The sequence below is a fragment of the Pseudomonas juntendi genome, from assembly GCF_021560075.1.
In the GTDB taxonomy this organism is placed as follows: domain Bacteria; phylum Pseudomonadota; class Gammaproteobacteria; order Pseudomonadales; family Pseudomonadaceae; genus Aquipseudomonas; species Aquipseudomonas juntendi.
Genome location: NZ_CP091088.1, coordinates 1,355,911 through 1,377,111, shown reverse-complemented (window position 1 = coordinate 1,377,111; position 21,201 = coordinate 1,355,911). Strand labels below are relative to the sequence as shown.

At 52.5% G+C, this 21,201-nt stretch carries 15 protein-coding genes; 10 read left to right on the top strand and 5 right to left on the bottom strand.

Features of this window, described 5'->3' with window-relative positions; all coding sequences use genetic code 11:
- Window positions 1-2 precede the first annotated feature (2 nt).
- From L1P09_RS06250 to L1P09_RS06235, 4 genes are all read left to right on the top strand, one after another.
- The gene (locus L1P09_RS06250; protein ID WP_070085795.1) at window positions 3-1,169 is read left to right on the top strand and encodes a nucleotide sugar dehydrogenase; all 1,167 of its coding nucleotides are present in this window, start codon (window positions 3-5) and stop codon (window positions 1,167-1,169) included.
- Between the two features lie 86 nt (window positions 1,170-1,255).
- A complete protein-coding gene (locus L1P09_RS06245) occupies window positions 1,256-2,305 on the top strand; it encodes an HAD family hydrolase (RefSeq protein ID WP_070095236.1) in 1,050 nt (349 codons plus the stop codon).
- Between the two features lie 17 nt (window positions 2,306-2,322).
- On the top strand, window positions 2,323-4,641 hold the full coding sequence (locus tag L1P09_RS06240; protein WP_070085797.1) for a rhamnan synthesis F family protein: 2,319 nt from the start codon (window positions 2,323-2,325) through the stop codon (window positions 4,639-4,641).
- Window positions 4,642-5,136: 495 nt separating this feature from the next.
- Window positions 5,137-6,414, top strand: coding sequence for a glycosyltransferase family protein (locus tag L1P09_RS06235; RefSeq protein WP_139137852.1), 1,278 nt, complete (start codon window positions 5,137-5,139; stop codon window positions 6,412-6,414).
- Between the two features lie 98 nt (window positions 6,415-6,512).
- Here the strand turns inward: L1P09_RS06235 and L1P09_RS06230 are convergent, their stop codons facing one another.
- A complete protein-coding gene (locus L1P09_RS06230; RefSeq protein WP_083281531.1) occupies window positions 6,513-7,817 on the bottom strand; it encodes an alginate O-acetyltransferase AlgX-related protein in 1,305 nt (434 codons plus the stop codon).
- A 370-nt stretch (window positions 7,818-8,187) separates the two neighbouring features.
- Here L1P09_RS06230 and rfbB point away from each other — a divergent pair, with 370 nt between their 5' ends.
- The 6 genes from rfbB to L1P09_RS06200 all read left to right on the top strand — a co-directional run bounded on the left by rfbB (window position 8,188) and on the right by L1P09_RS06200 (window position 13,842).
- The gene (gene rfbB / locus L1P09_RS06225; RefSeq protein WP_070085799.1) at window positions 8,188-9,288 is read left to right on the top strand and encodes a dTDP-glucose 4,6-dehydratase; all 1,101 of its coding nucleotides are present in this window, start codon (window positions 8,188-8,190) and stop codon (window positions 9,286-9,288) included.
- Entirely contained in the window at window positions 9,285-10,187 is a 903-nt protein-coding gene (rfbD, locus tag L1P09_RS06220; protein ID WP_235768598.1) for a dTDP-4-dehydrorhamnose reductase, read from the top strand. Before rfbB ends, rfbD begins: the two co-directional genes overlap by 4 nt.
- 11 nt (window positions 10,188-10,198) lie before the next feature.
- Entirely contained in the window at window positions 10,199-11,080 is an 882-nt protein-coding gene (rfbA, locus tag L1P09_RS06215) for a glucose-1-phosphate thymidylyltransferase RfbA (protein WP_009685979.1), read from the top strand.
- Window positions 11,080-11,628 carry a dTDP-4-dehydrorhamnose 3,5-epimerase gene (gene rfbC, locus L1P09_RS06210; RefSeq protein ID WP_009685980.1) on the top strand — a complete coding sequence of 183 codons (549 nt, stop codon included), beginning with the start codon at window positions 11,080-11,082 and terminating at the stop codon, window positions 11,626-11,628. The genes rfbA and rfbC overlap by 1 nt, the downstream gene beginning before the upstream one ends.
- Before the next feature lie 93 nt (window positions 11,629-11,721).
- Complete coding sequence (locus L1P09_RS06205; RefSeq protein ID WP_070085801.1) at window positions 11,722-12,834, top strand: acyltransferase family protein; 1,113 nt, start codon at window positions 11,722-11,724, stop codon at window positions 12,832-12,834.
- Window positions 12,835-12,897: 63 nt separating this feature from the next.
- Complete coding sequence (locus L1P09_RS06200) at window positions 12,898-13,842, top strand: NAD-dependent epimerase/dehydratase family protein (protein ID WP_070085802.1); 945 nt, start codon at window positions 12,898-12,900, stop codon at window positions 13,840-13,842.
- Between the two features lie 72 nt (window positions 13,843-13,914).
- Here the strand turns inward: L1P09_RS06200 and L1P09_RS06195 are convergent, their stop codons facing one another.
- The 4 genes from L1P09_RS06195 to L1P09_RS06180 all read right to left on the bottom strand — a co-directional run bounded on the left by L1P09_RS06195 (window position 13,915) and on the right by L1P09_RS06180 (window position 21,201).
- Complete coding sequence (locus tag L1P09_RS06195) at window positions 13,915-15,528, bottom strand: glycosyltransferase family 4 protein (RefSeq protein ID WP_009685983.1); 1,614 nt, start codon at window positions 15,526-15,528, stop codon at window positions 13,915-13,917.
- A complete protein-coding gene (locus L1P09_RS06190; protein ID WP_070085804.1) occupies window positions 15,525-18,407 on the bottom strand; it encodes a glycosyltransferase family 4 protein in 2,883 nt (960 codons plus the stop codon). The genes L1P09_RS06195 and L1P09_RS06190 overlap by 4 nt, the downstream gene beginning before the upstream one ends.
- Before the next feature lie 18 nt (window positions 18,408-18,425).
- The gene (locus L1P09_RS06185) at window positions 18,426-19,631 is read right to left on the bottom strand and encodes a class I SAM-dependent methyltransferase (RefSeq protein WP_165944124.1); all 1,206 of its coding nucleotides are present in this window, start codon (window positions 19,629-19,631) and stop codon (window positions 18,426-18,428) included.
- Between the two features lie 361 nt (window positions 19,632-19,992).
- Window positions 19,993-21,201: an ABC transporter ATP-binding protein gene (locus L1P09_RS06180; RefSeq protein ID WP_009685987.1), complete on the bottom strand. Its 1,209-nt coding sequence runs from the start codon at window positions 21,199-21,201 to the stop codon at window positions 19,993-19,995.

The window sequence follows — 21,201 nt, the reverse complement described above, 5'->3', positions numbered from 1 at the left end:
ATATGAAAATTTTAGTTGTAGGGACGGGTTACGTCGGATTATCTAATGCAATTTTGTTAGCGCAACACAATAGCGTAACAGCACTAGACGTGATTCAAGAAAAAGTCGACCTTATCAACGATAGAAAATCTCCGATTTCTGATCAAGAAATCGAGGGTTTCTTGCGAGAAAAGAATCTAGACCTAAACGCTACAACTGATAAGCATCTTGCCTACGAAGGTGTTGATATAGTTATAATTGCCACGCCCACAAATTATGACCCCAAAACGAATCACTTTAACACTGAATCTGTTGAGTCTGTAATAAGCGATACGATAACCCTGCGCCCTAGTGCGAAAGTTATAATCAAGTCAACTGTACCGGTTGGCTTCACCAAGGCTATGCGGGAAAAGTTTTCTTTCCAGGACATTTTTTTCTCCCCGGAGTTCTTACGAGAAGGCAAGGCCCTTCAAGATAACCTCTTCCCGTCGAGAATTATCGTAGGGGACCGCTCGCCATTCGGAAGTTTTTTCGCGAACTTGATGCTTGCTGGCGCGCAAGTGGATGATGCACCCATTTTGTTAACCGACTCCACAGAAGCAGAAGCTATAAAGCTTTTCTCAAATACTTATTTGGCAATGCGAATAGCCTATTTCAATGAGCTGGATAGTTATGCGATACACCATCAACTCGACTCCCGACAAATTATTGAAGGCGTGGGCTTAGATCCAAGAATTGGAAATCATTACCACAACCCGTCATTTGGATACGGTGGCTATTGTCTGCCGAAAGACACTAAGCAACTGCTTGCGAATTACTCGAGCGTACCCAACAACTTGATTCGAGCAATAGTTGAATCCAACACAACTCGAAAGGACTTTATCGCCGAGGCTATTACGCAGCGAGCTCCTAATACTGTAGGGATTTACAGATTAATTATGAAGTCCGGCTCTGACAATTTCCGCTCCTCCTCCATTCAAGGAATTATGAAGCGGGTAAAAGCCAAGGGCATCAGCGTAATCGTGTACGAACCCGCCCTTGAAGAGAGTACGTTCTTCAACTCAAGCGTTATTAAAGATCTTGAAACTTTCAAGAAAAAATGCGATTTAATTGTAGCCAATCGCGTATCTCCGGAGTTATCCGATGTCATTGATAAAGTTTATACGCGAGACCTGTTCGGAGAAGACTAACGCAGCAAAGACCAATCAGTCCTAGTGTTCAATTACCTCTCTTACCATTTTGAAATACTGCTTAACCTCCGAGACTTGCCAACACCATGAGTAACTCCTACAAAGCACTATATGAATTCGGATACGGCTTTTTAGGCCCAATACTAAACCATTACATTAGGAAAATTGCCGAGCACTCAGAAACCCACCGACCAATCTGTCTTGCAAGAGAGGGGTGGATTCTCTTCGCTGCGCTTAAGCACCTTCAAGAAAACGGTTTACTCTCCTTTAAAGCAAATCCTATTTACCTTAAGGTTTCGAGGACCGTTCTCTTTCGCAGCCAACTCGGCAACCCAGACATTTACGAACTTTCATTCGCGAGTAAATTTGACGGCACCGTCCTCGATTTGCTAATGAAGAGATTTGGCTTGCAACTTCACGAGGCGTTTTCACTGCTCCCCCAAGAACTATTAGAATTTAAGGTAGTTCTACCCGCAGATCTTGATAAACTTACCGAATGGTTAAAACCTCATAATAAACGCATGCATGCATACGTAGCCCCCACACGTGATGCGTTACTCACATATTTCGACCGTGAAGGCCTTACTTCAAGCAGCCCGAAATCTCTAATGCTTGATCTTGGTTACGCTGGAACAATTCAAAAAATTCTGACTCGAATGTTCGGCCAAAGCACAGATGGCCTGTACTTTATTACTACAGAGTCTGGAAGCCATAGCATTGGAAAACATACAGCTACAATGAATGGGGTATTTAAAGAGAACGCCAAGTGGTCCGACGGCTACCTGATGCTAGAACGATCACTATTGCTCGAAAGCATAATGACCGCTCCAGAAGGCCAACTGGTAGATATTAGGCTTCAAGAGAATGGTGAGTTGCAGTTTTTCCACGGCCGACTAGCAACACCGCAACGACAGTATCAAGATCTCCAGACTATATTTTCAGGAGCAATCGATGCGGTCCGCGAAGGATTAAAACTCAATATCAGTTACAGCATTGATGAAATTGAATGCCTTTTCTGCGCGTATGCCACCCCTCCTAGCGCTATCCCAAAGGAAGCCTTTCATTTATTCAGTATTGATGACGACTTCTCCGGCAATGGCGTTATAAGTCCAACCCAATTATTTGGCCTCCACTGAAAGTAACTGTGCCGACCATGAATACTAACAGCATACTATTGAAACAAAACCGAAAAGAGATGATTTCCTTAGTTGAATCCAGCGGGGCATTCGACAACAAGTATTACAAGTCACAGACAGCCGCGAAAGGGATATATCCGAAAAACTTTATTGAGCACTATCTCACTGAAGGGTGGACTAGCGGTTTCAATCCCCACCCATGCTTTGACACAGTTTTCTACTTAAAGCACAATTCAGACCTTAAAGACCTAATCATCCACCCTTTCCTACATTTCATCATGTATGGCTACCGTGAGCATAGATTTACGCGTGCTGACTTCTCATTGTCTGAATATCGCCTTCTTCATCCGGAGATCGAAGAGAACGACATTAACCCATTGAAGCATTTTACGATGAAGTATGGGCAGACAGCACGTGCGAAAAATGGCGAAAAAGCGTCCACTACCAAAGACAATCTGTCTAACCGCGACATTTTATCCATACTTGCCAAAGCCAAATCTTTACAATTGTTTGATTTTGAATGGTACAAGAAAACCTATAACCCAGCATTTGCGTCAGAGCTAGACGCCTTCAAAGACTACCTTCATAAATCAAGATTTTCTCCTGTAAACCCGTCTGAAAATTTCGACAATGAAATTTATCATCGCTGTAATATAGATGTATTCCACGCACAAATAAGCCCACTATTCCATTATATTATTTCAGGCCAAACAGAAGGCCGGGCATACTCCAGCGTTATGCCAAAATGGACACCAAAATTTGAAATTAAACCAGCGAGCGAGTTAACCCCAAAAGCCTCAAAGCAAAAGATCGCCATCTGCCTGCATATTTATTACGATGACTATATCGAGCGTTTCGCGGAAGCTTTATACACTTTCCCAACAGAGGTGGATCTTTTAATAACTATCGCCAACGAGAGCTTTAGAGATCGGGCCTATCAGACTTTCTCAAACATTCAAGCAGTTAGGAAGGTCACTATAAAATCTGTACCTAATCGCGGCAGAAATTTTGGTCCGCTTCTCGTCGAATTCGCTCAAGAGTTGCTTACGTATGATTTACTCTGCCACTTGCACTCTAAAAAATCATTGTATTCTGGCCGCGAGCAAACACAATGGGCTGACTATTTGTCCGAATATTTGCTCAACGACTGCTCTGTAGTTAAAAGGGTTCTGAATGCATTTTCTGACAACCCGCAGTTCGGGGTCTATTATCCGACTACGTTTTGGATGATGCCTTCGTGGGTGAACCATGTAACCATGAATAAGCCCCACATGCGGAATTTGCAAACCGCTCTAGGCTTCGGACATTTCGATGACTTCTTAAGTTACCCTGCAGGCGGGATGTTCTGGGCAAGACCCAAAGCACTCGTTGACATTTTGAACAAAACCTATACTTATGATGACTTTCCAAATGAACCGCTCCCCAATGACGGCTCAATGCTACACGCTCTGGAGCGGGTAATTGGACCGGTTTGTGAAAAAAATGGTTATCAGCAGTTTTTCTACCATCCAACAAGCGGAAAACTTACAACTGATCAAAGTTACATAACATCAAGCTACTCTCGCACTTTAGATAGTCTGACAAACGACCTGAAAACATTTAGTCACATAAGTTTTGATGTATTCGACACTCTAGTTAGACGCACATACACAACCCCTGATTATGCGAAGTATTTACTTGGCAAAGAGTTGGTCCAGCTAGGTATTGTTAAATGCGCAAATGAGTTCATAGCAGTGCGCAATGATGCCGAGCTACAAGTTCGTAAGAAAATGAATTTCAAAGGTGATGTATCAATAAGTGACATCTATGCCAGCCTAGCTTCACGTCTACATATTTCGACCAATGAGGCCGAGAGACTGATGAATCGTGAATTTGAACTTGATTTAAACATGATTACAGCCAAAGACGAAATGGTTGATCTATTCAATACCCTTGGAAGTCATGGACATATATTGTGGGTTATTTCCGACACTTACTACACCCGGGAGCAGATTGGCTTATTATTGAGAAAGGTTGGGGTAAGTGCGCCTTATCGATTGCTAGTGTCCAGTGCAGAGCAGAAGCGGAAAGATAATGGCACCATGTGGGACTTGGTCAAAGAGGATCTCGCCCGCGAAGGGGCGAAAAATCATGTACATATTGGCGATAACGTAGTCGCAGATTGCCAAATTCCAGGAGATAGAGGCATCAGCTCCATTCATATTCTTCACCCTCTCGACAAATGGAAAGCTTTGGGATTTCCAGCCTTTAACGAATCGAATGCGTCTGTTGATGAAGCGCACGTTCTTAAATGGGGCAAATTGATAAATTGTGTCGGTAGGCTACCGTTCATCTAGGCGAGCGCGCGCCAGTCACCTCTCGCCTGTGAACCGCAATGCAGTACTGGGTCGCAGAGGTGACATATTATGAACAATCCGCATTCTTGAGCAAAAATTCAACGATTTACATTCACGACCTAGAGCTGATGATAGTCATGGGTGCTGCACATTCTTTTGTTGAACCCCAGTATCTAACCTCTTGGTTACTTGATCGCTGATATCACGCAAGCATTCAACTTGATTTTTTTCTTTCAATCAGCTATAACCCTAGAGATATTGGTAGATATTTAAAATCATCAGTAATAGATCTTAAGTCGGTAGCCTTATCTAGGAACACACGTGCCAATAGCCTTACAGACATACGCAACTGCAGGTGTTACACAAAGTATGATAATGCGTAACTTCTTTCTTTTAACCTATCATATTTAAACGACATAGCGCAGGGCAGCCTACTTGAATCAGGCATGCGCTTGAACAATTGTGAGCCCCACAAGCGCTAGGGAGAGATCTAAAGTGATGCAGTGGAAAACTGAACAACAAGAGATTTGTTCATTAATTCGATCAAACTATTCACCACTTAAGATAGTTCTGAAAATTAAAGATGACTGGGAGATGTTTCCAGACTTTTTTGATCATCATGCTAAAATCGTGGGCGCTCAAAATATTTACGTATTTGATAATAACTCCACTAACGCTGAACTTCTTGACAAATACAAGAAATTGCCGATTCCTGAAAATGTGTTCAGCTTTGATACTTTCCACAACGACATTCATAGCCCTGAAAAGTTCACCCCTTTATACCAGGCGCTGCAGCACTCCAGTAGACATTTTACGTTTTTAGACAGTGATGAACGCCTATACTTAATGAGCGAAGAAGGTTACTCGACGTCAATTATTGAGTACCTGAGTCAATTGGATGTTAGTATCCCTGGCATATGGCTTAGCAACGCTCCGGGTTCTAAAAACATCTTCTCTATTGGTGATTCCGGCGAAAAACTTGAAACGGGATTAACCTGGGGAAAGCCCATCTTCAGCTCTAATACAAAGCTCGATGGCTATATCAACCATAATATACAGGCGCTTGAGCATGTTTATGATGGGCTCCAGCATCGCGCCGTTTTTGTATTGCACTTAAATAACTTCTCACCCACCCAACGAATAAACGCAAACCTCAGAAAGCTGGTTGCGCGAGGATTTATTGGCAAAGATGACACGATAGATGATGTTCTCAATGCAAAAACCTCTGCACATACAGATCTGAACATCAAGCTATATCTTGAGGAAATCCGAAAACTTCACTCTCAAGATGCAATAACAACTGATGCTTTATCCGCCGGCCACTTAAAGTTAGACAAACTCGGCGCGTTAAGCTTTTTCTCTGAAAAAGAGAGGGATTTACTAGCTACTTTTTTGAGTCCGACATCATCGATTGCATTCCCAGACAAGGATAAGTCTTTGATTAGATTGGTAGGCGATTCGACCACTTCTACGCCTAGCCTAAAACATCAATATCGCGGCCATATTGACGGATTGTTTTCTAATAAGATCACAGGTTGGGCTGTAGACTATTTTGGCAATAGCACCTCTCTAAAAGTCTACATCAATGGAATTGAACGCCTAATTGCACACTCAGTCATCGGCCGGCCTGATCTAAAAAGTGGAGGTATATCAAAAGGGCAAGGTGGTTTTTTTGTTAATTTAAGCGGCATGATCAATCCAGGCGACAAAGTAAAAGTAACGTTTCTTGATAATGTAGTAGTTTCAGGTGGATCTTTGGAGGCTACATCTTGAGAAACGCTGAGTTTCAATAGCCACTCATTACTCCGCTCCTAACCGAAACCGTCGGCCTATAAGGCCCGCAGAAACTCAAACGCGGGCCTTGAACGAAATCATTTTTTGAGTATTTTTTTCGCCTTTTCAAGGGCTTTTCGAGAGGCGTGAACATAATACTCAAAACTCTTCGAATGTTCCGAATCTACGAATGATCGTTGCTCTTCCAACTCAGCCTCTCCCAACGCGCTATATTTTCTCAGAATCTCATCGTATATACTAAAATCAAGGGAAGGTGATCGGATCAAAAACCGAGATGTCATTTCCACTAAAATATAGTCCGGCTTTTCAAACTCTACAGCAGCCCAATCTACATCGGCACCGGAAAAGATCCGAACAATTTTTGAAAATGAGTGCGATAGAAAGTCACCAAAAGAAACGGAGAAAGAATCCCCGAATATCATGAGCGTTATCTGATTTGGAGCACTAGGATTCTCATATATTACAATCCCACCTCTGACTTTTATCCTATTTTCATAAACTCTGAATTTGATTAATTTTTCTCTATCCCGGATTACTAAAGAATTCTCCAATTGCACAGGCATTAATTTTGAGCCCAAATCCCCGTCAATCGGAAGTATCGAATATTCAACACCTGGATCTACACTTTTGAATCCTGCGCTACGGCAAAATGAAGATGCAGCCAGTGATGCGCCATAATCGTTCCAATGACTATCGGTTTTGTAGTATGCAAACTCACGATCTCTACAGAGGCTTTCAGTTAGATCAGTTATTTTAGCAACATTCAAAAACCGGCTGTAAAACTGCTCTAATGGAGTGACAATCCCTTTTTTGTGTGGGTAGCTATCTGAGTAAATATATTCTTTCGCTGGAGCAACCACAAAGGTATATTGTCTAGCATTATCAACGGACCAAGCATTAAGCCTAGAGAAGTACTTATCCCACTTCTGAAGCTCCGAATCCGGTATTAAAAGTTTCCCAGTGAACTGCTGAACACTTTTGTTTAAATCATTATCCAAAAATAAGTGCCCATTGGACCCAACAAGCACCTTAGCTTCTTCAACTCTAACTTGAAAGAGCCATTCGGTTTTACCAGCAACTGTCACGCCCACTTTGAAATCTGTTGAAAAGTCAACGGGATATTTAAATCCAGTCAAAACTGGAGCAGCAGGAATCACTGCCTTTACATCTGATCGCTCTCTATTAAGTGGCATACTTAATTCGGGCATGTGACTAACAACCACACTTACATCCTTCTCGCCCGGAATGTAAATCCAGCCAGCCATGGCCAAATATGATTTTGATGACTCCGTAATCATTCCCGGCTTTGGCAAATCCAAAGAGCATCTTATTTTTTTAGCAGCATCCAGACTGCGAACAATAACTTTAAATTGTTTATGCATAATCTAATCACATTGAGAATTCAACTTTCATTCATTATCTCATGCTCTTTTTTAAAAATAAAGCACCCCGAAAAAGAAAAACCCATCAAGCCAAATCCAGCCTTACTAAATTCAGACTGTTCCGCCTGACGCCCCCCCTACCTACAAAGTATCAACAACCCTAATCCAGGCAGCACTCTAGATCAACAGGTTCACGAAAATAGACCACGCGTCGCTCCATGACTGGCTTTACTCTATAGCTATCACCCCAAGCAGTGATGTATTATTAGGAGAACTGGTGACAGAGTTGATTTCGACCATGTTGGAGGCCAAATCAACGCAATTCGCCATCAGTGTCATAAAGCTACGAAATTTAACGTAAGGCTCAATTATGATTCTAGTAACAGGCGGAGCCGGCTTCATCGGCTCAAATTTCGTTCTGCAATGGTGTGCGCACAACCAGGAGCCCGTGCTCAACCTGGACGCCCTGACCTACGCAGGCAACCTGGCGAACCTGCAATCGCTGGCAGGTAACGAACAGCACCAATTCGTCCAAGGCAATATCTGCGATGCAGCACTGCTGGCCCAGCTTTTCGCCGAGCATCGCCCACGCGCCGTGGTTCATTTCGCCGCCGAATCGCACGTTGATCGCTCGATCACTGGCCCTGAAGCGTTTGTCGAGACCAACGTGATGGGCACCTTCCGCTTGCTGGAAGCCGCCAGGGCCCACTGGAACAGCCTGGAAGGCGCGGAGAAGGAGGCATTCCGCTTCCTTCACGTTTCTACGGACGAAGTGTACGGCACACTCGGGCCAAACGACCCGGCCTTTACCGAGGCCACCCCTTACGCGCCAAACAGTCCGTACTCGGCCAGCAAGGCAGCCAGCGACCACCTGGTACGTTCATATTTCCATACCTACGGCATGCCGGTACTCACTACCAACTGTTCCAACAACTATGGACCGTTCCATTTCCCGGAAAAACTGATACCGCTGATGATCGTCAATGCCCTGGCAGGCAAGGCGCTGCCGGTCTATGGCGACGGCCAGCAAATTCGCGACTGGCTATATGTCGAGGACCACTGCTCGGGCATCCGTCGTGTACTGGAAGCCGGTGCGTTTGGCGAGACATACAACATTGGCGGCTGGAACGAAAAAGCCAATATCGACATCGTCCATACCCTTTGCAGCTTGCTCGACGAGCTTGCACCAGCGGCCTCGCGCCAAGTGATCAACCAGAAAACCGGCAAGGCTGTCGAGCAGTATGCCGAACTCATCACCTATGTCACCGACCGCCCAGGCCATGACCGCCGTTATGCAATCGATGCCCGCAAGATCGAGCGTGAGCTCGGCTGGAAACCTGCGGAAACCTTCGAAACCGGCATTCGCAAGACAGTCGCTTGGTACCTGGCCAATCAGGAATGGGTCAAAGGCGTCATGGACGGCAGCTACCGTGACTGGGTGGCACAGCAATACGGGGCGAATAAAGCGTGAAAATCCTGCTGCTAGGGAAAAACGGTCAAGTAGGCTGGGAGCTGCAGCGCGCTCTGGCGCCGCTAGGCGAGGTCATCGCGCTGGACCGCCAAGGGGCTGAAGGCTTGTGTGGCGATTTGTCCCAAGCGGATGGTTTGGCCGCCACTGTTCGTCAACTGGCGCCCGACATAATCGTCAACGCTGCTGCCTATACAGCAGTAGATAAAGCAGAAAGCGACCAGGCATTAGCCGCCATGATCAATGCGCAAGCCCCCGCGGTGTTGGCACGCGAAGCAGCAGCGCTGGGTGCCTGGTTGGTTCACTATTCCACCGATTATGTATTTGACGGCAGCGGTGACCAGCCCTGGGAGGAAACCGCAGCTACCGGCCCTCTCTCGGTCTATGGCCGTACCAAACTTGATGGCGAGCGTGGCATCCTTGCCAGCGGCGCCAAGGCCTTGGTGCTGCGCACAAGCTGGGTGTATGCTGCGCGCGGGCATAATTTTGCCAAGACCATGCTGCGCCTGGCTGCTGAACGTGAAGGTTTGAGCGTGGTGGCAGACCAGTTTGGTGCTCCGACGGGCGCTGAACTAATTGCCGACGTTACCGCTCACATCCTACGGCAAATCTTCAACGGGCAAGACAACCGTCACCTGGCAGGGGTTTACCACTTGGCGGCAGCCGGTGAAACCAGCTGGCATGGTTTTGCTCAGTTCGTCTTGGCGCACGCACAGCGCAACGGCATGGCGCTCAAAGTGACGGCTGATAAGGTTGCCCCGATCAGCACCGAAGCTTATCCAGTACCTGCGCCGCGTCCGCGCAACTCGCGCCTGGCGCTGGCTAAGCTGGAAAAAACGTTCAATTTCAAAATGCCGCTTTGGGAGCAAGGCGTGCAACGTATGCTGGACGAAATCCAGTAATAGGGACTCTCATGGCTCGTAAAGGAATTATTCTGGCTGGCGGTTCGGGTACACGCTTGCATCCGGCCACACTTTCGGTTTCGAAGCAGCTGCTGCCGGTCTATGACAAACCGATGATCTATTACCCGCTCAGCACGCTGCTGCTAGCCGGGATCCGGGACATCCTGGTCATTTCTACCCCGCAAGACACCCCACGCTTCGAACAGTTGCTGGGCAATGGCAGCCAATGGGGCCTGAACCTGTCTTACGCGGTACAACCGAGCCCGGACGGGTTGGCGCAGGCGTTTACCATAGGCGCTGACTTTATTGGTAATGACCCATCTGCGCTGGTACTGGGTGACAATATATTCTACGGCCATGACTTCCAGGCGCTGCTGCTGAATGCCGACAAGCGGGATTCCGGTGCGTCGGTATTCGCCTATCACGTGCACGACCCAGAGCGCTACGGCGTGGCTGAGTTCGACGACAGCGGCCGTGTGTTGTCTCTGGAAGAAAAACCGGCTGTTCCAAAGTCGAGCTATGCCGTCACTGGCCTGTATTTCTATGACAACCAAGTCGTCGACCTGGCCCGCGACCTGAAGCCCTCCGCGCGCGGCGAGCTGGAAATCACCGACCTCAACAATCTCTACCTGCAACAGCAGCAGTTGCAGGTTGAAATCATGGGCCGCGGCTACGCATGGCTCGACACCGGTACGCACGACAGCCTGCTCGAAGCAAGCCAATACATCGCCACGATGGAGCGCCGTCAGGGCTTGAAAGTGGCCTGCCCTGAAGAAATTTGCTACCGCGCTGGCTGGATCGACGCCGAGCAACTCGAGCGGCTGGCTCAACCCATGCTGAAAAACGGTTACGGCAAGTATCTGCAAAACTTGCTGAAAGAGAAGGTATTCTGATGCAAGCCATTGCGCTCGATATCCCAGAAGTAGTCCTGTTTACCCCCAAGGTATTCGGCGACGACCGCGGCTTTTTCTACGAAAGCTACAACGCCCGTGTTTTCACCGAAGTCACCGGGCTGCAGCCCGACTTTGTACAAGACAACCATTCGCGCTCGGTTAAAGGCGTGCTGCGTGGCCTGCACTATCAGCTGGCACCGCACGCCCAGGGCAAGCTGGTGCGCGTAATCCAGGGTGAAGTGTTTGACGTGGCCGTGGACATTCGGCGTTCATCGCCAACCTTCGGCAAATGGGTTGGGGCTGTGCTGTCGGCGGAAAATAAGCAACAGCTATGGATCCCGGCAGGTTTCGCACACGGTTTCGTTACCCTGAGCGAGACGGCGGAGTTTGTCTACAAAACCACCGACTTCTACTCTGCAAAGAGCGAACGGTGCATTGCTTGGGACGATCCGCAAATCGCCATCGATTGGCGATTTGATGGCCAGCCGCAATTGTCTGGCAAAGATCAGCAGGGTGTGGCGCTGAGCCTGGCTGAGGTATTCGACTGAAGCGTTAGGCAATTTCTTGTATTGCTTAACGTGCATTGACACTTCACATCGGCGGGTGACAGCATTTCCCTTTTGCCCGCCAGTGAAGTGTCAATGACTGCTCCTGCTGCCCCAGCCGACCGGCTGTACACCTTGGATACGCTGCGCGGTATCGCTGCCCTCAGCGTGGTTTTCTGGCACTGGCAGCATTTTTTCTATGTAGGTGACAGCCCTGCCGGCTTTGACCCGGCGCGCCAGCCCTTATTTACGGCGCTGACACCACTCTACCAATACGGTGGGCTTGCCGTTCAGCTGTTTTTCTCGATCTCGGGGTTCGTCTTCTTCTGGTTGTTCTCAAATGCGATTGCCGCGCGCCAAATTCCCCTCGGCAGGTTTGCGGTTGATCGCTTCAGTCGGCTGTACCCTCTTCACTTGCTGTCCTTCGCACTGGTAGCTGGCCTTCAGTGGATTTACACGACCTATAACTCGAACGCCTTCGTGTATCAGTACAACGACAGCTACCATGCCCTGCTCAACCTGCTGCTGGCCCCAGCTTGGGGGTTCGAAAAGGGCTGGTCGTACAACGCGCCTATCTGGTCGGTATCGGTCGAAGTGTTGCTCTACGCTTCGTTCTTTGTGATCTGTCTGGCTGGCCGTTGGCGCTGGCTGTTAGCGGCCGCGGTCGCTTGCGTTGGTCTGCTGCTATACCCGGGCAGCTACAAGATCGGCAGCGGGTTGCTGTGCTTTTACATCGGCGGCCTCGCCTATGCACTGCTGGTGCACCTGCGCCGCCTGGCTGGCAGTGGGATGGCGCTGGCTATCACCACCGGCATCGCCGTAGCGGCCTGGGTTTACCAACTACACCTAGCGCCTAGCGTTAATGTTTATTTCGTCATGTGCCTGTGCTTCCCCGCCACCTTGGCAATGCTGGCGGCAGCCGGCATGCACCGGCCAGCCCTGCTGCGCTCGACCGCATGGGTCGGAGACATCAGTTACGCCTCATACTTGCTGCATTTTCCGCTGCAGCTAGTGTTTGCCCTGGTGCTCGATAGCTTGGGCTTTGTTCGCGAAATCTTTTACCAACCTTGGGTCATGCTGTTGTTCTTCGCGGTATTGGTACCCCTGAGCCTTGCCTGCCACCGATGGTTCGAGCGCCCGGTTCAGCGTTACTTGCGCGCACGCTGGCTGGCTGGCGTAAGTAGGCCCGGCAAGCAGATGCAGGCATGATTGGCCGCGCGCACCTGAACTCACTGTCACAGCATCTTTCTTATTTGCAGCCTGGATAATCGTATGCCAAAAAACTTTTCGCCCGACGCCCCCATCCTTATCACTGGCGGTGCGGGCTTCATTGGCTCACATCTCGCCGATGCTTTGCTTGCCAGCGGCCGCACAGTGCGCGTGCTTGATAACCTGTCCACAGGCAAGCGCAGCAACTTGCAACTGGCCAACCCGCGATTGCAACTCATAGAGGGCGATGTGGCCGATGCCGGCTTGGTAGCGCAGGCAGTAAGCGGCTGCCAAGCGGTGGTACATCTGGCAGCGGTGGCTTCGGTGCAGGCATCGGTGGATGACCCTGTGCGCACCCACCAGAGCAATTTCATCGGCACCTTGAATGTGTGCGAGGCTATGCGTTTGGCAGGTGTGAAGCGTGTACTGTTCGCGTCCAGCGCAGCGGTTTATGGCAACAACGGCGAAGGGGCGTCCATTGCCGAAGATACGCCCAAAGCGCCATTGACCCCGTATGCATCTGACAAGCTGGCGAGCGAATATTATCTGGATTTCTACCAGCGCCAACACGGCGTGGAGCCGGTGGTTTTCCGCTTCTTCAATATTTACGGCCCGCGTCAGGATCCATCCTCGCCCTACTCCGGCGTGATCAGTATTTTTGCCGAAAGGTCGCAAAAAAGCCTGCCTGTTTCGGTGTTTGGTGATGGCGAGCAAACCCGTGATTTCGTTTTTGTCAGCGACCTCATAAAGCTGCTGATGCAGGGTCTGGAACGTCCCGGCGCCGTAACGGGTGCAGTCAACGTAGGCTTGAACCAGGCAACTTCACTCAATCAGGTATTGGCGGCTCTGTCGCAGGTACTCGGCAAGACGCCAGCGGTCAACTACCAGGCTGCGCGGCCCGGCGATATCCGCCATTCCAGGGCCAACAACCAGCGGCTGTTGAGCATGTTTGAATTGCCTGAACCAACCCCCATCAGCGAGGGCCTTGCCCAACTGCTGACGCCTTGAACCAGGGTGCGTTGAATTGCGCGGAACAGGCCCGTCGCCATGTTCCGCGCAACGCGGGTCAGCCTTGCACAGTCACTGGATAACAATGTCGGCTTCAGGCTCTTTGACATAAGCCAGCAGGTATTCCAGACCCAATGCAACCTCTGCTCCACCCCGCGCCAGCAGGGCTGATTCGGTATTGCGGGCCACGAGCAGGTGCCGTTCATCCACCACCACCTGCTTGCCCTGTGCCCGGTAGGCTTCGATTAGCTGCATGGCTGCATCCGGATCATGAGCGGTGGGCCCTGCCACCCAGAGCACATCTGCCTGTTCCGGCGCGATCCAGTTTGCCGGAACGCAGCATGGCTGGCTCGCTGGCTGGGGCCGGTTGGCCGGCACCGGGCACAACGCCTTGAGTACTGTATCGAATGTACTGGCCAAGGGCGCCCCGTGACAGGCAATCAGTTGCATCTGCTCGCCACGCTCAGCCCCTGGGCCGGCGAGCAGTGCTTCAATGCGGTCTATTTGCAGGTCGAAGGCATAAGCCTGGATCCGTTCCCGACCGGCTTTACCATGGGCCGCCAGCAGCTCTGGCTGGTCAATATAGAGACGCAGGCAACGTGCCAGCTCTTCAGCATTGCCGTGCTCAAAGAGCTGGCCTGTAACGCCTTCATCCACCAGCTCCGGAATACCCCCGATACGCGAACCGACTACGGCCAGGCCGCAGGCCATGGCTTCGGTAATGGTCACTGGCTGATTCTCCGGGCACACCGATGGCAGCACGAACACGTGGGCCTGGGCGAAACGCTCAGCAATACGCGCGTTTGGCAACCGTCCCCAGAACTTTGCCGAAAGACGCGGGGCGATTGCTCGCAGTTCAGCCTTGTAGCTTTCGAGCATATGGCCGTCGCCAACCATGTCGACATGCACCTTGTCAGGCGGCAGCAAAGCCAACGCCTTGAGCAGGGACGGCACACCTTTATGGCCCCCCATGTAGCCCGTGAAAAGCACATTCAGGCGAGGGCCGGGGGGCGCAGGTGTGGTTGAACTGAAACGCTCCAGCTCGATGCCATTGGCGATTACATTCATGCGTTCGGCGGGCAGGCCGTTGGCGATGTAGGTTTGCGCCAGGTAGTGGCTGGGCGAAATGAAGTGGTCGACTGCATCCAACTGCCAGCGAAGGTAGTCCTGCCGCATACGCTGCGGCAGCAAGAGGTCGCCGTTGTAGATATGCGAGTGGCATTTGTGGCACTGCGTGCTGTCTTGGCACAGCGTGTCCTGGGTGGTGATCCGCGTACTGTTCATGCAGAAACCCCAGTGGTCGTGCAAAGTCAGCGCGATACGAATGCCGCGCGCCCGGGCCAACTGCAGAATACCGAGCGACAGGCCAGCCATGTGGTGCGCATGAATCACATCGGGGCGCCAATCGGCGATGAGTCGAAGGAAAATTCGCTCTACGCCCAGGTGAGCGACATTGTTGCCGGTGGGCGCAAAATCCAGATAAGTGAGTGAAACGCGCGTAACCGGCAGCCCATCGAACATCTCCTGCTCGATGGGATAGCCTGGCAGGCCACGGCTGTTATCCCCTGCCAGCACGCGCACTTCATGGCCCCGCGCTGCCAACGCCCGGGCCTGGTGGTAGGCTATGATCTCCGCGCCACCAATGACGTGCGGCGGGAAGAAGTTGGAGATGACCAGAACCTTCATTTATCCGCCCCTGGCTTCACCAGCGGGTAATGATAGCCACGCAACCCTGGCAGCTCGATAGCAGCCTCGGGTGGCAAGCCCAATGCCAGCGTTGTCTCTGCACTCAGGCCTTGCGCTATTAACAGCAGCCCTTCAGCCTGCCCCGTCAGTAACGGGCTGAGCGCTTCACGCAATGCAGGGTTGAACGGCTCGGCTGCCAGCACGACCAAGTCGACGGTAATTTCGCTGTCGCGCAGCTCGGCCAGCAGCAACGGCAAGGCTGCATCCACGGGCGCTTCAATGCGGCTAATCGCGCCTTCTCGGCTTACGTCACCCAACAGGGTCCCATCCGCCACTTGCCAAGCTCGCAGTGCGTGGTGGCCGATCAAGTCGGTCACCCATTGGGGATGCTCGCCCAGCAGCAGTGCGCATTGGGCCGGCCGCTGGTGCAGCAGGCAAGCCAAGGCTAGTTGACCAGGCTCGTCCACCAATTGTAGCTGCGGGTCGATCAGCAAGTGTTGCCACTGGCGCGGCAACGGCTTGGCAACCGTTCGCAATGTGTGGCTGGCCAATTGCCGCAGCATGGCCCGCGCGTAGCTGCGCCAGGTCAGGATTGGCCGGGCCACGGCTTCGCTGGCCAGTTTCAGGTAAGCCTGCGGCTCGCTTGCCAGCGCATAGATTTGCCCGGCGAGTGCATCGGGGTCAGTCATGTCTACTGTACGGCAACCACCTTCCGCTGCCAGCTCGGCCATTACCCCGCCGTTATGGCAGATGCAGGGACGCGCATGCCAAAGCGATTCGACGATCGGCATGCCATAACCTTCTACGAGGGAGGCATACACGCTGACATGGGCTTTGGCGTAATAGTCGTTGAGGGTGGCATCGTCGACCACCCCGTGCCAGACAATGCGCGGGTCAGCAGCATTGGCCGCACGTACTGCATCGACAATATGGTCGGCACCAGCATACCGATTGCCGATCAGGTCCAGTTGCCAGTCCAGTTGCGGGTAGTCTCTGGCCAGGCGGGAGACAGCTTCGAGCAGCACTTTGTGGTTCTTGCGCGGTTCGAGTGTCGAAACGCACAGGATACGCAGCGGTTCACCCGCACCAGGCGCCGCAGCCGGGGTAGTAGCACGTACAGATGCGGTCAATTCGCCGGGAATCCAGCAGGTTTTAACGTGGGCATGCGGGTTGATGCCTTCACGCTCCCAGAAGGCTTGCAACTGCTTACCGGCGTCCGGAGAAATCGGTAACACGCGGTCGGTCTCGGCCAGGCCACGCATGTAAGCAGCGTGGTTGTCACGAATAGCGGTATCGGCAACCCATTCGGGGTGCGTGACCGGAATGGCGTCGTAGAAAATCGCCGCAACGTTGAGGCCTAGCTGCCGGGCTGCGGCACGGCGTGCAGGTCCTTGGCGCTCGAAGACGATCTCGCTTTGCAGCAACCAGCCACCGCGCAGGGCTCTGCCCCCAAGGCTGGACAACGTCTGCCGACGGTGGGCCGGCGAGCGGGGCAGTACGTAGTGTTGCGGGTCAGGTTTGGGGCCGCCGTACAAAGCCAGGTTGTGATACTCACCCTCGGTGGGCAGCACATACTCGCGCAAGGTTTCGTCCCAGGTCACGAACAGTGGCTCGCCAAAGTCCTGCAACTTACGGGTAAGGCTACGCACTACCCGCGCCACACCTGTGTTGGCGGTATCGCGCAGGCAGGCGCTGGTGTCGATGACAAGCTTAGGTACGGGCAGTTCCTGGATAGGATTCAAGGTGGCGAGCAAATCGGCGTATGCCTTGATGGTGCGCTTCCAGGTAAAGGTCTGCTGGAAGTTGTCCAGGTTGGCTTCCCATTCGGGGCCTGTCAGCAGGTCGCCCGCAAGCACCCGCAGTGCCTTTGCAGCCATATCGTGTTCGTCGGCACAAAGCTGCCGAGCGTCGGCAACCACTTCGGGATGCGCGCCAATATTCAAAACCAGCACAGGCTTGCGCAACTGCTGCATCTCCGCCAGCGGCAAGTTGAAACCTTCCCAGTGCGATACACTCAAGCCCAACTGGGCGTTGGCCATCAATGCAGACAGTTCGGCATCGCTGGGGTGGCCCAAAGGCAAGATATAGCCCACTAGGTCAGCCGGCAGTTTCAGTTCGTCGGCAGTCGCCAGTACGCTGAAACGTGCTTTGGGGTGTACGGCAATGATTTGCCGGGCAATCGGGTAAAGCCCTTCGCTATTTTTGTAGTTACCGGTTTCCCAGCGGCCCAGGTTGATGATCATGGGGCCGTCGGCTGGATCAGCGCCAGCCTGATCACCAGCCACCTGATGACCATGTAGCCACAGGCTTTGGTCAACACCACCGGCCAAGTGGTCAGCGCCCAGGTGAATCATGGCGATTTCTACTTCGGGGCCAGCATCGGGCAAGCTCTGGCTACGCGATACAAAGTGGCTGATCGGGGTGACCACTCGCGCTTCGGGAAGGTATTCGCGACGCTGGGCGCGCAAGCGCTCCTGCACCATACGCGCAGGGCCCTTCATATCTTCATAAGGGACACCACCGCAATCTAGCGCCACGGTGGGTACGCCCCACTGGCGGAAGACTGCAATCGAGGCATAGAACGGCCAACCACCGATCAGCGCTACCGTGCCGGACGGGTCACTACCGGCCGGCGAGAAGAGATGACGGTTGTCGCGTAACCATTCGGCAGTCACCTGATCCAGGTCGGTATACGCCCCCAGATGCTCTGGTGGGGTATGGATATCGTCAGTGATACGGCGCAATACATCATGGTTGGCGCGCTGGGCGACAAAGGTAATGTGCCAACCCGAGGCCTTGAGGCCTTGCGCCAGCAGCAGCAATACACGGTCTACGCCAAAACGGAACAGCAGGCGCTCGTTGCAGATAATCAGATGCATGGAATCAATTCAACCTGTTCAGGGCGCATAACCGATGGCGGCGTAGTCCTGTGGGCCAAACAGCAATCGGTTGAGAGGGGTGGTGATGGCTTCATCGTTGCCTTGCAGCAACAGGGAAGGGTCACCCGGGTGTCGACGGTCGATTTCAACTCGCTCGAACCCACGCGCCTTGAGTAGGAACGCCACCAGCGCGGGTGGCAATGGGTTGCGGTGCGTAGGGTCGACGTAGAAATTGCAGGCCCCGGTAATCAGGTTTTCCGGGTTTGGCGTTTCAAACAAAACAACGCCACCAGGGCACACGACACGACGAGCCTCATCAATCAGGCGAACTAGAACGTTTAATGGCAAGTGTTCGATGATATGGAAGGCAGTAAGCCCCGCCAGGCTGTTGGCAGGCATAGCTGCCAGATACTGCAGCGCATCGCCCATGTAGACTTCAAGACCGGACTGCTTGCAGTTTTCGATCATCGCACTGTTGGAGTCGACGCCGATCGCCGGGATGCCTTCTTCCTTGAGCAGTTGCAACCACTCGCCGCGACCACAGCCCAAGTCCAGCACTGGCAACTGAACCAGCTCTGGATCATTCCGGAAGTAGTCAAGGTTCCGCTTCAGCCGTTCGCGGATCATTTCAGGCGCCCCACGGAAACTGGCCTCGAACTCCAGGTAGAGCTCTGCCGGCATGCCCGGTTCATCTACCACCGCCGGCATTGCCTGGGCAGCGTTGTCGAGCCGTGGTCGTGCTGCCTGAAGTTCGGCAATGGTCAAGGTTTGTTCGCGTAGCATCTGCTCCAGACGGCGCATGCGCTCTATCAGGTACTGCTCGTTCTGCTGGATTGCCAAACCGTGGGTGTAAAGGCTTTGGTTGGTCTGGTTCTGTACTTGCACAGCGACGTTGCGCAAACGAGCAGCACCGTCGGCGATGTGCCACTCCAACGCGCCCACTCGTTCGGGCAGGTGACGCACCACGGCAAGCACCTGCCGCATGCGCAAGACACCGGGAACACGCACGGCTACCGCGTGTGCCAGGGTAATGAACAGGTTTTTCAGCGTGGCACCACCAGGGCGCTGCCGCACCCTGGTGAGGAAATTCATGATACGCGGGTGGCTGAAGAGCTTGCCGACTATCGGCAACCCGCGCAGCCGGCGATACAGGCTCGGCGGCGGCGTCTGGGCTTGCGGGGTGTCGTCGTTGGCCGCTGGGGTGGCCGCTACTTCAGGTTGCACCGGCGCTTCAGGCTTGGGCGGCAGGTACCCTTCAAGATCCAAAAGCTCGAAAGTACGTACAATGTCGTTGGGTACATTACTAGGCAGCTTTGCACTATCGGCACTGGCAGTAACTCGCTCATACTCGCGACGATTGACTTCAGCCTGAATGGTTTTTTGCAGTTTTTTAAGATCGATAGTCATTATTTGTGTTCAAAACTGGTTGAGTGGCCAGTGTAGGCGGATGAGTGTATGGCACTAGCTTCGTACGCTACGGGAACACCAGAGGCCGTCATTCTACGCAGGTCGTCTTGCTAGCGTCGAGCAAGCCCCAATGGGCAAGACCCTCGGCCTTGTTCAAGCCGGGCACCTCTCAAACGCCTCAGTCAAGCTTGAACTCTGCCTGCATGGCGCATACCCCGGCGAAATGTTTGTAGCTGCTGTTGCCAATCACATTGAACACAACAGCCTTGTCCCACCAGTCGAAGTTGTCCTCGATGTGATCGGCGCCCCCATGCAAGGCAAGGGTAAGGCTGTAGCTTCCGGGCCCGACATTGAAGGCTGGAATTGTCACGGTCAGCGTCTGTTCCTTGCCAGCCTCGACACCCAGGTCGCGCAACTCTCCACGCAACCAAGTGTTTGTACCGAAAATGTCGTAGCCAGTGCGATCCTTGAACATGAAGCCCAGCGACAAATCATAGATAGGCTCATTGGAGCGGATCTTCAGGCTCAATGTGAGCGGCGCGCCTACCTCCAGCATGGTCGCCGCTCGGCCATTGCTGCTGAGGGTAAGCTCCTCGATCCGAGCCTTGCCATTGCCCGAGCGCCCAGCATACGGCGCATTTACAGCCTGGGCCTGCAGCGATCCTTCTTCCTTGCGGGCAATCAGCGCGTTGTAGTAATCCAGTACTTCATCGGGCCGGCCATCCATCAGCATCTTGTGGTCGCCCAGCAAGATCGCACGGTCGCAAAGGCTTTTGATGGCACCTGGGTCATGGGAAACGAACAGCAAGGTCGTGCCCTGCTCGCGAAACTCACGAATGCGCGCGAACGACTTGTGCTGGAAGTAGGCGTCGCCTACCGCCAATGCTTCGTCAACAATCAGGACCTCAGGGCGCACAGCTGTCGCCACACTGAACGCGAGGCGTACGAACATGCCCGATGAATAGGTTCGGACAGGCATGTCGAAATAGTGGCCAATTTCGGCAAATGCTTCAATTTCCGGCATCAGCGCGATAATTTCCGCACGCTCGAGCCCTTGCATGCGCCCCGCTAACGCAACGTTTTGCCGGCCAGTGAACTCGGGATGAAAACCCATGCCCAGCTCGAGCAGCGCGGCAATGCGGCCAGTGGTGGTGATTGAGCCCTCGGTTGGCATCGCTGTGCCGGTGATCATCTTCAGCAAGGTACTCTTGCCGGCGCCGTTGACGCCAATGATGCCCACCGATTCGCCCTGCCCTACCTTGAAGCTGACATCCCGGATAATCCAGTTCTGGTCGCGTTTACACAGCCCGAGCCAAGTACCGAGTGCGTGCCAGCGACCTTTGAGTTTCGGATAGGCCTTACCTACCTGGTTTACTTGAATTGTCAT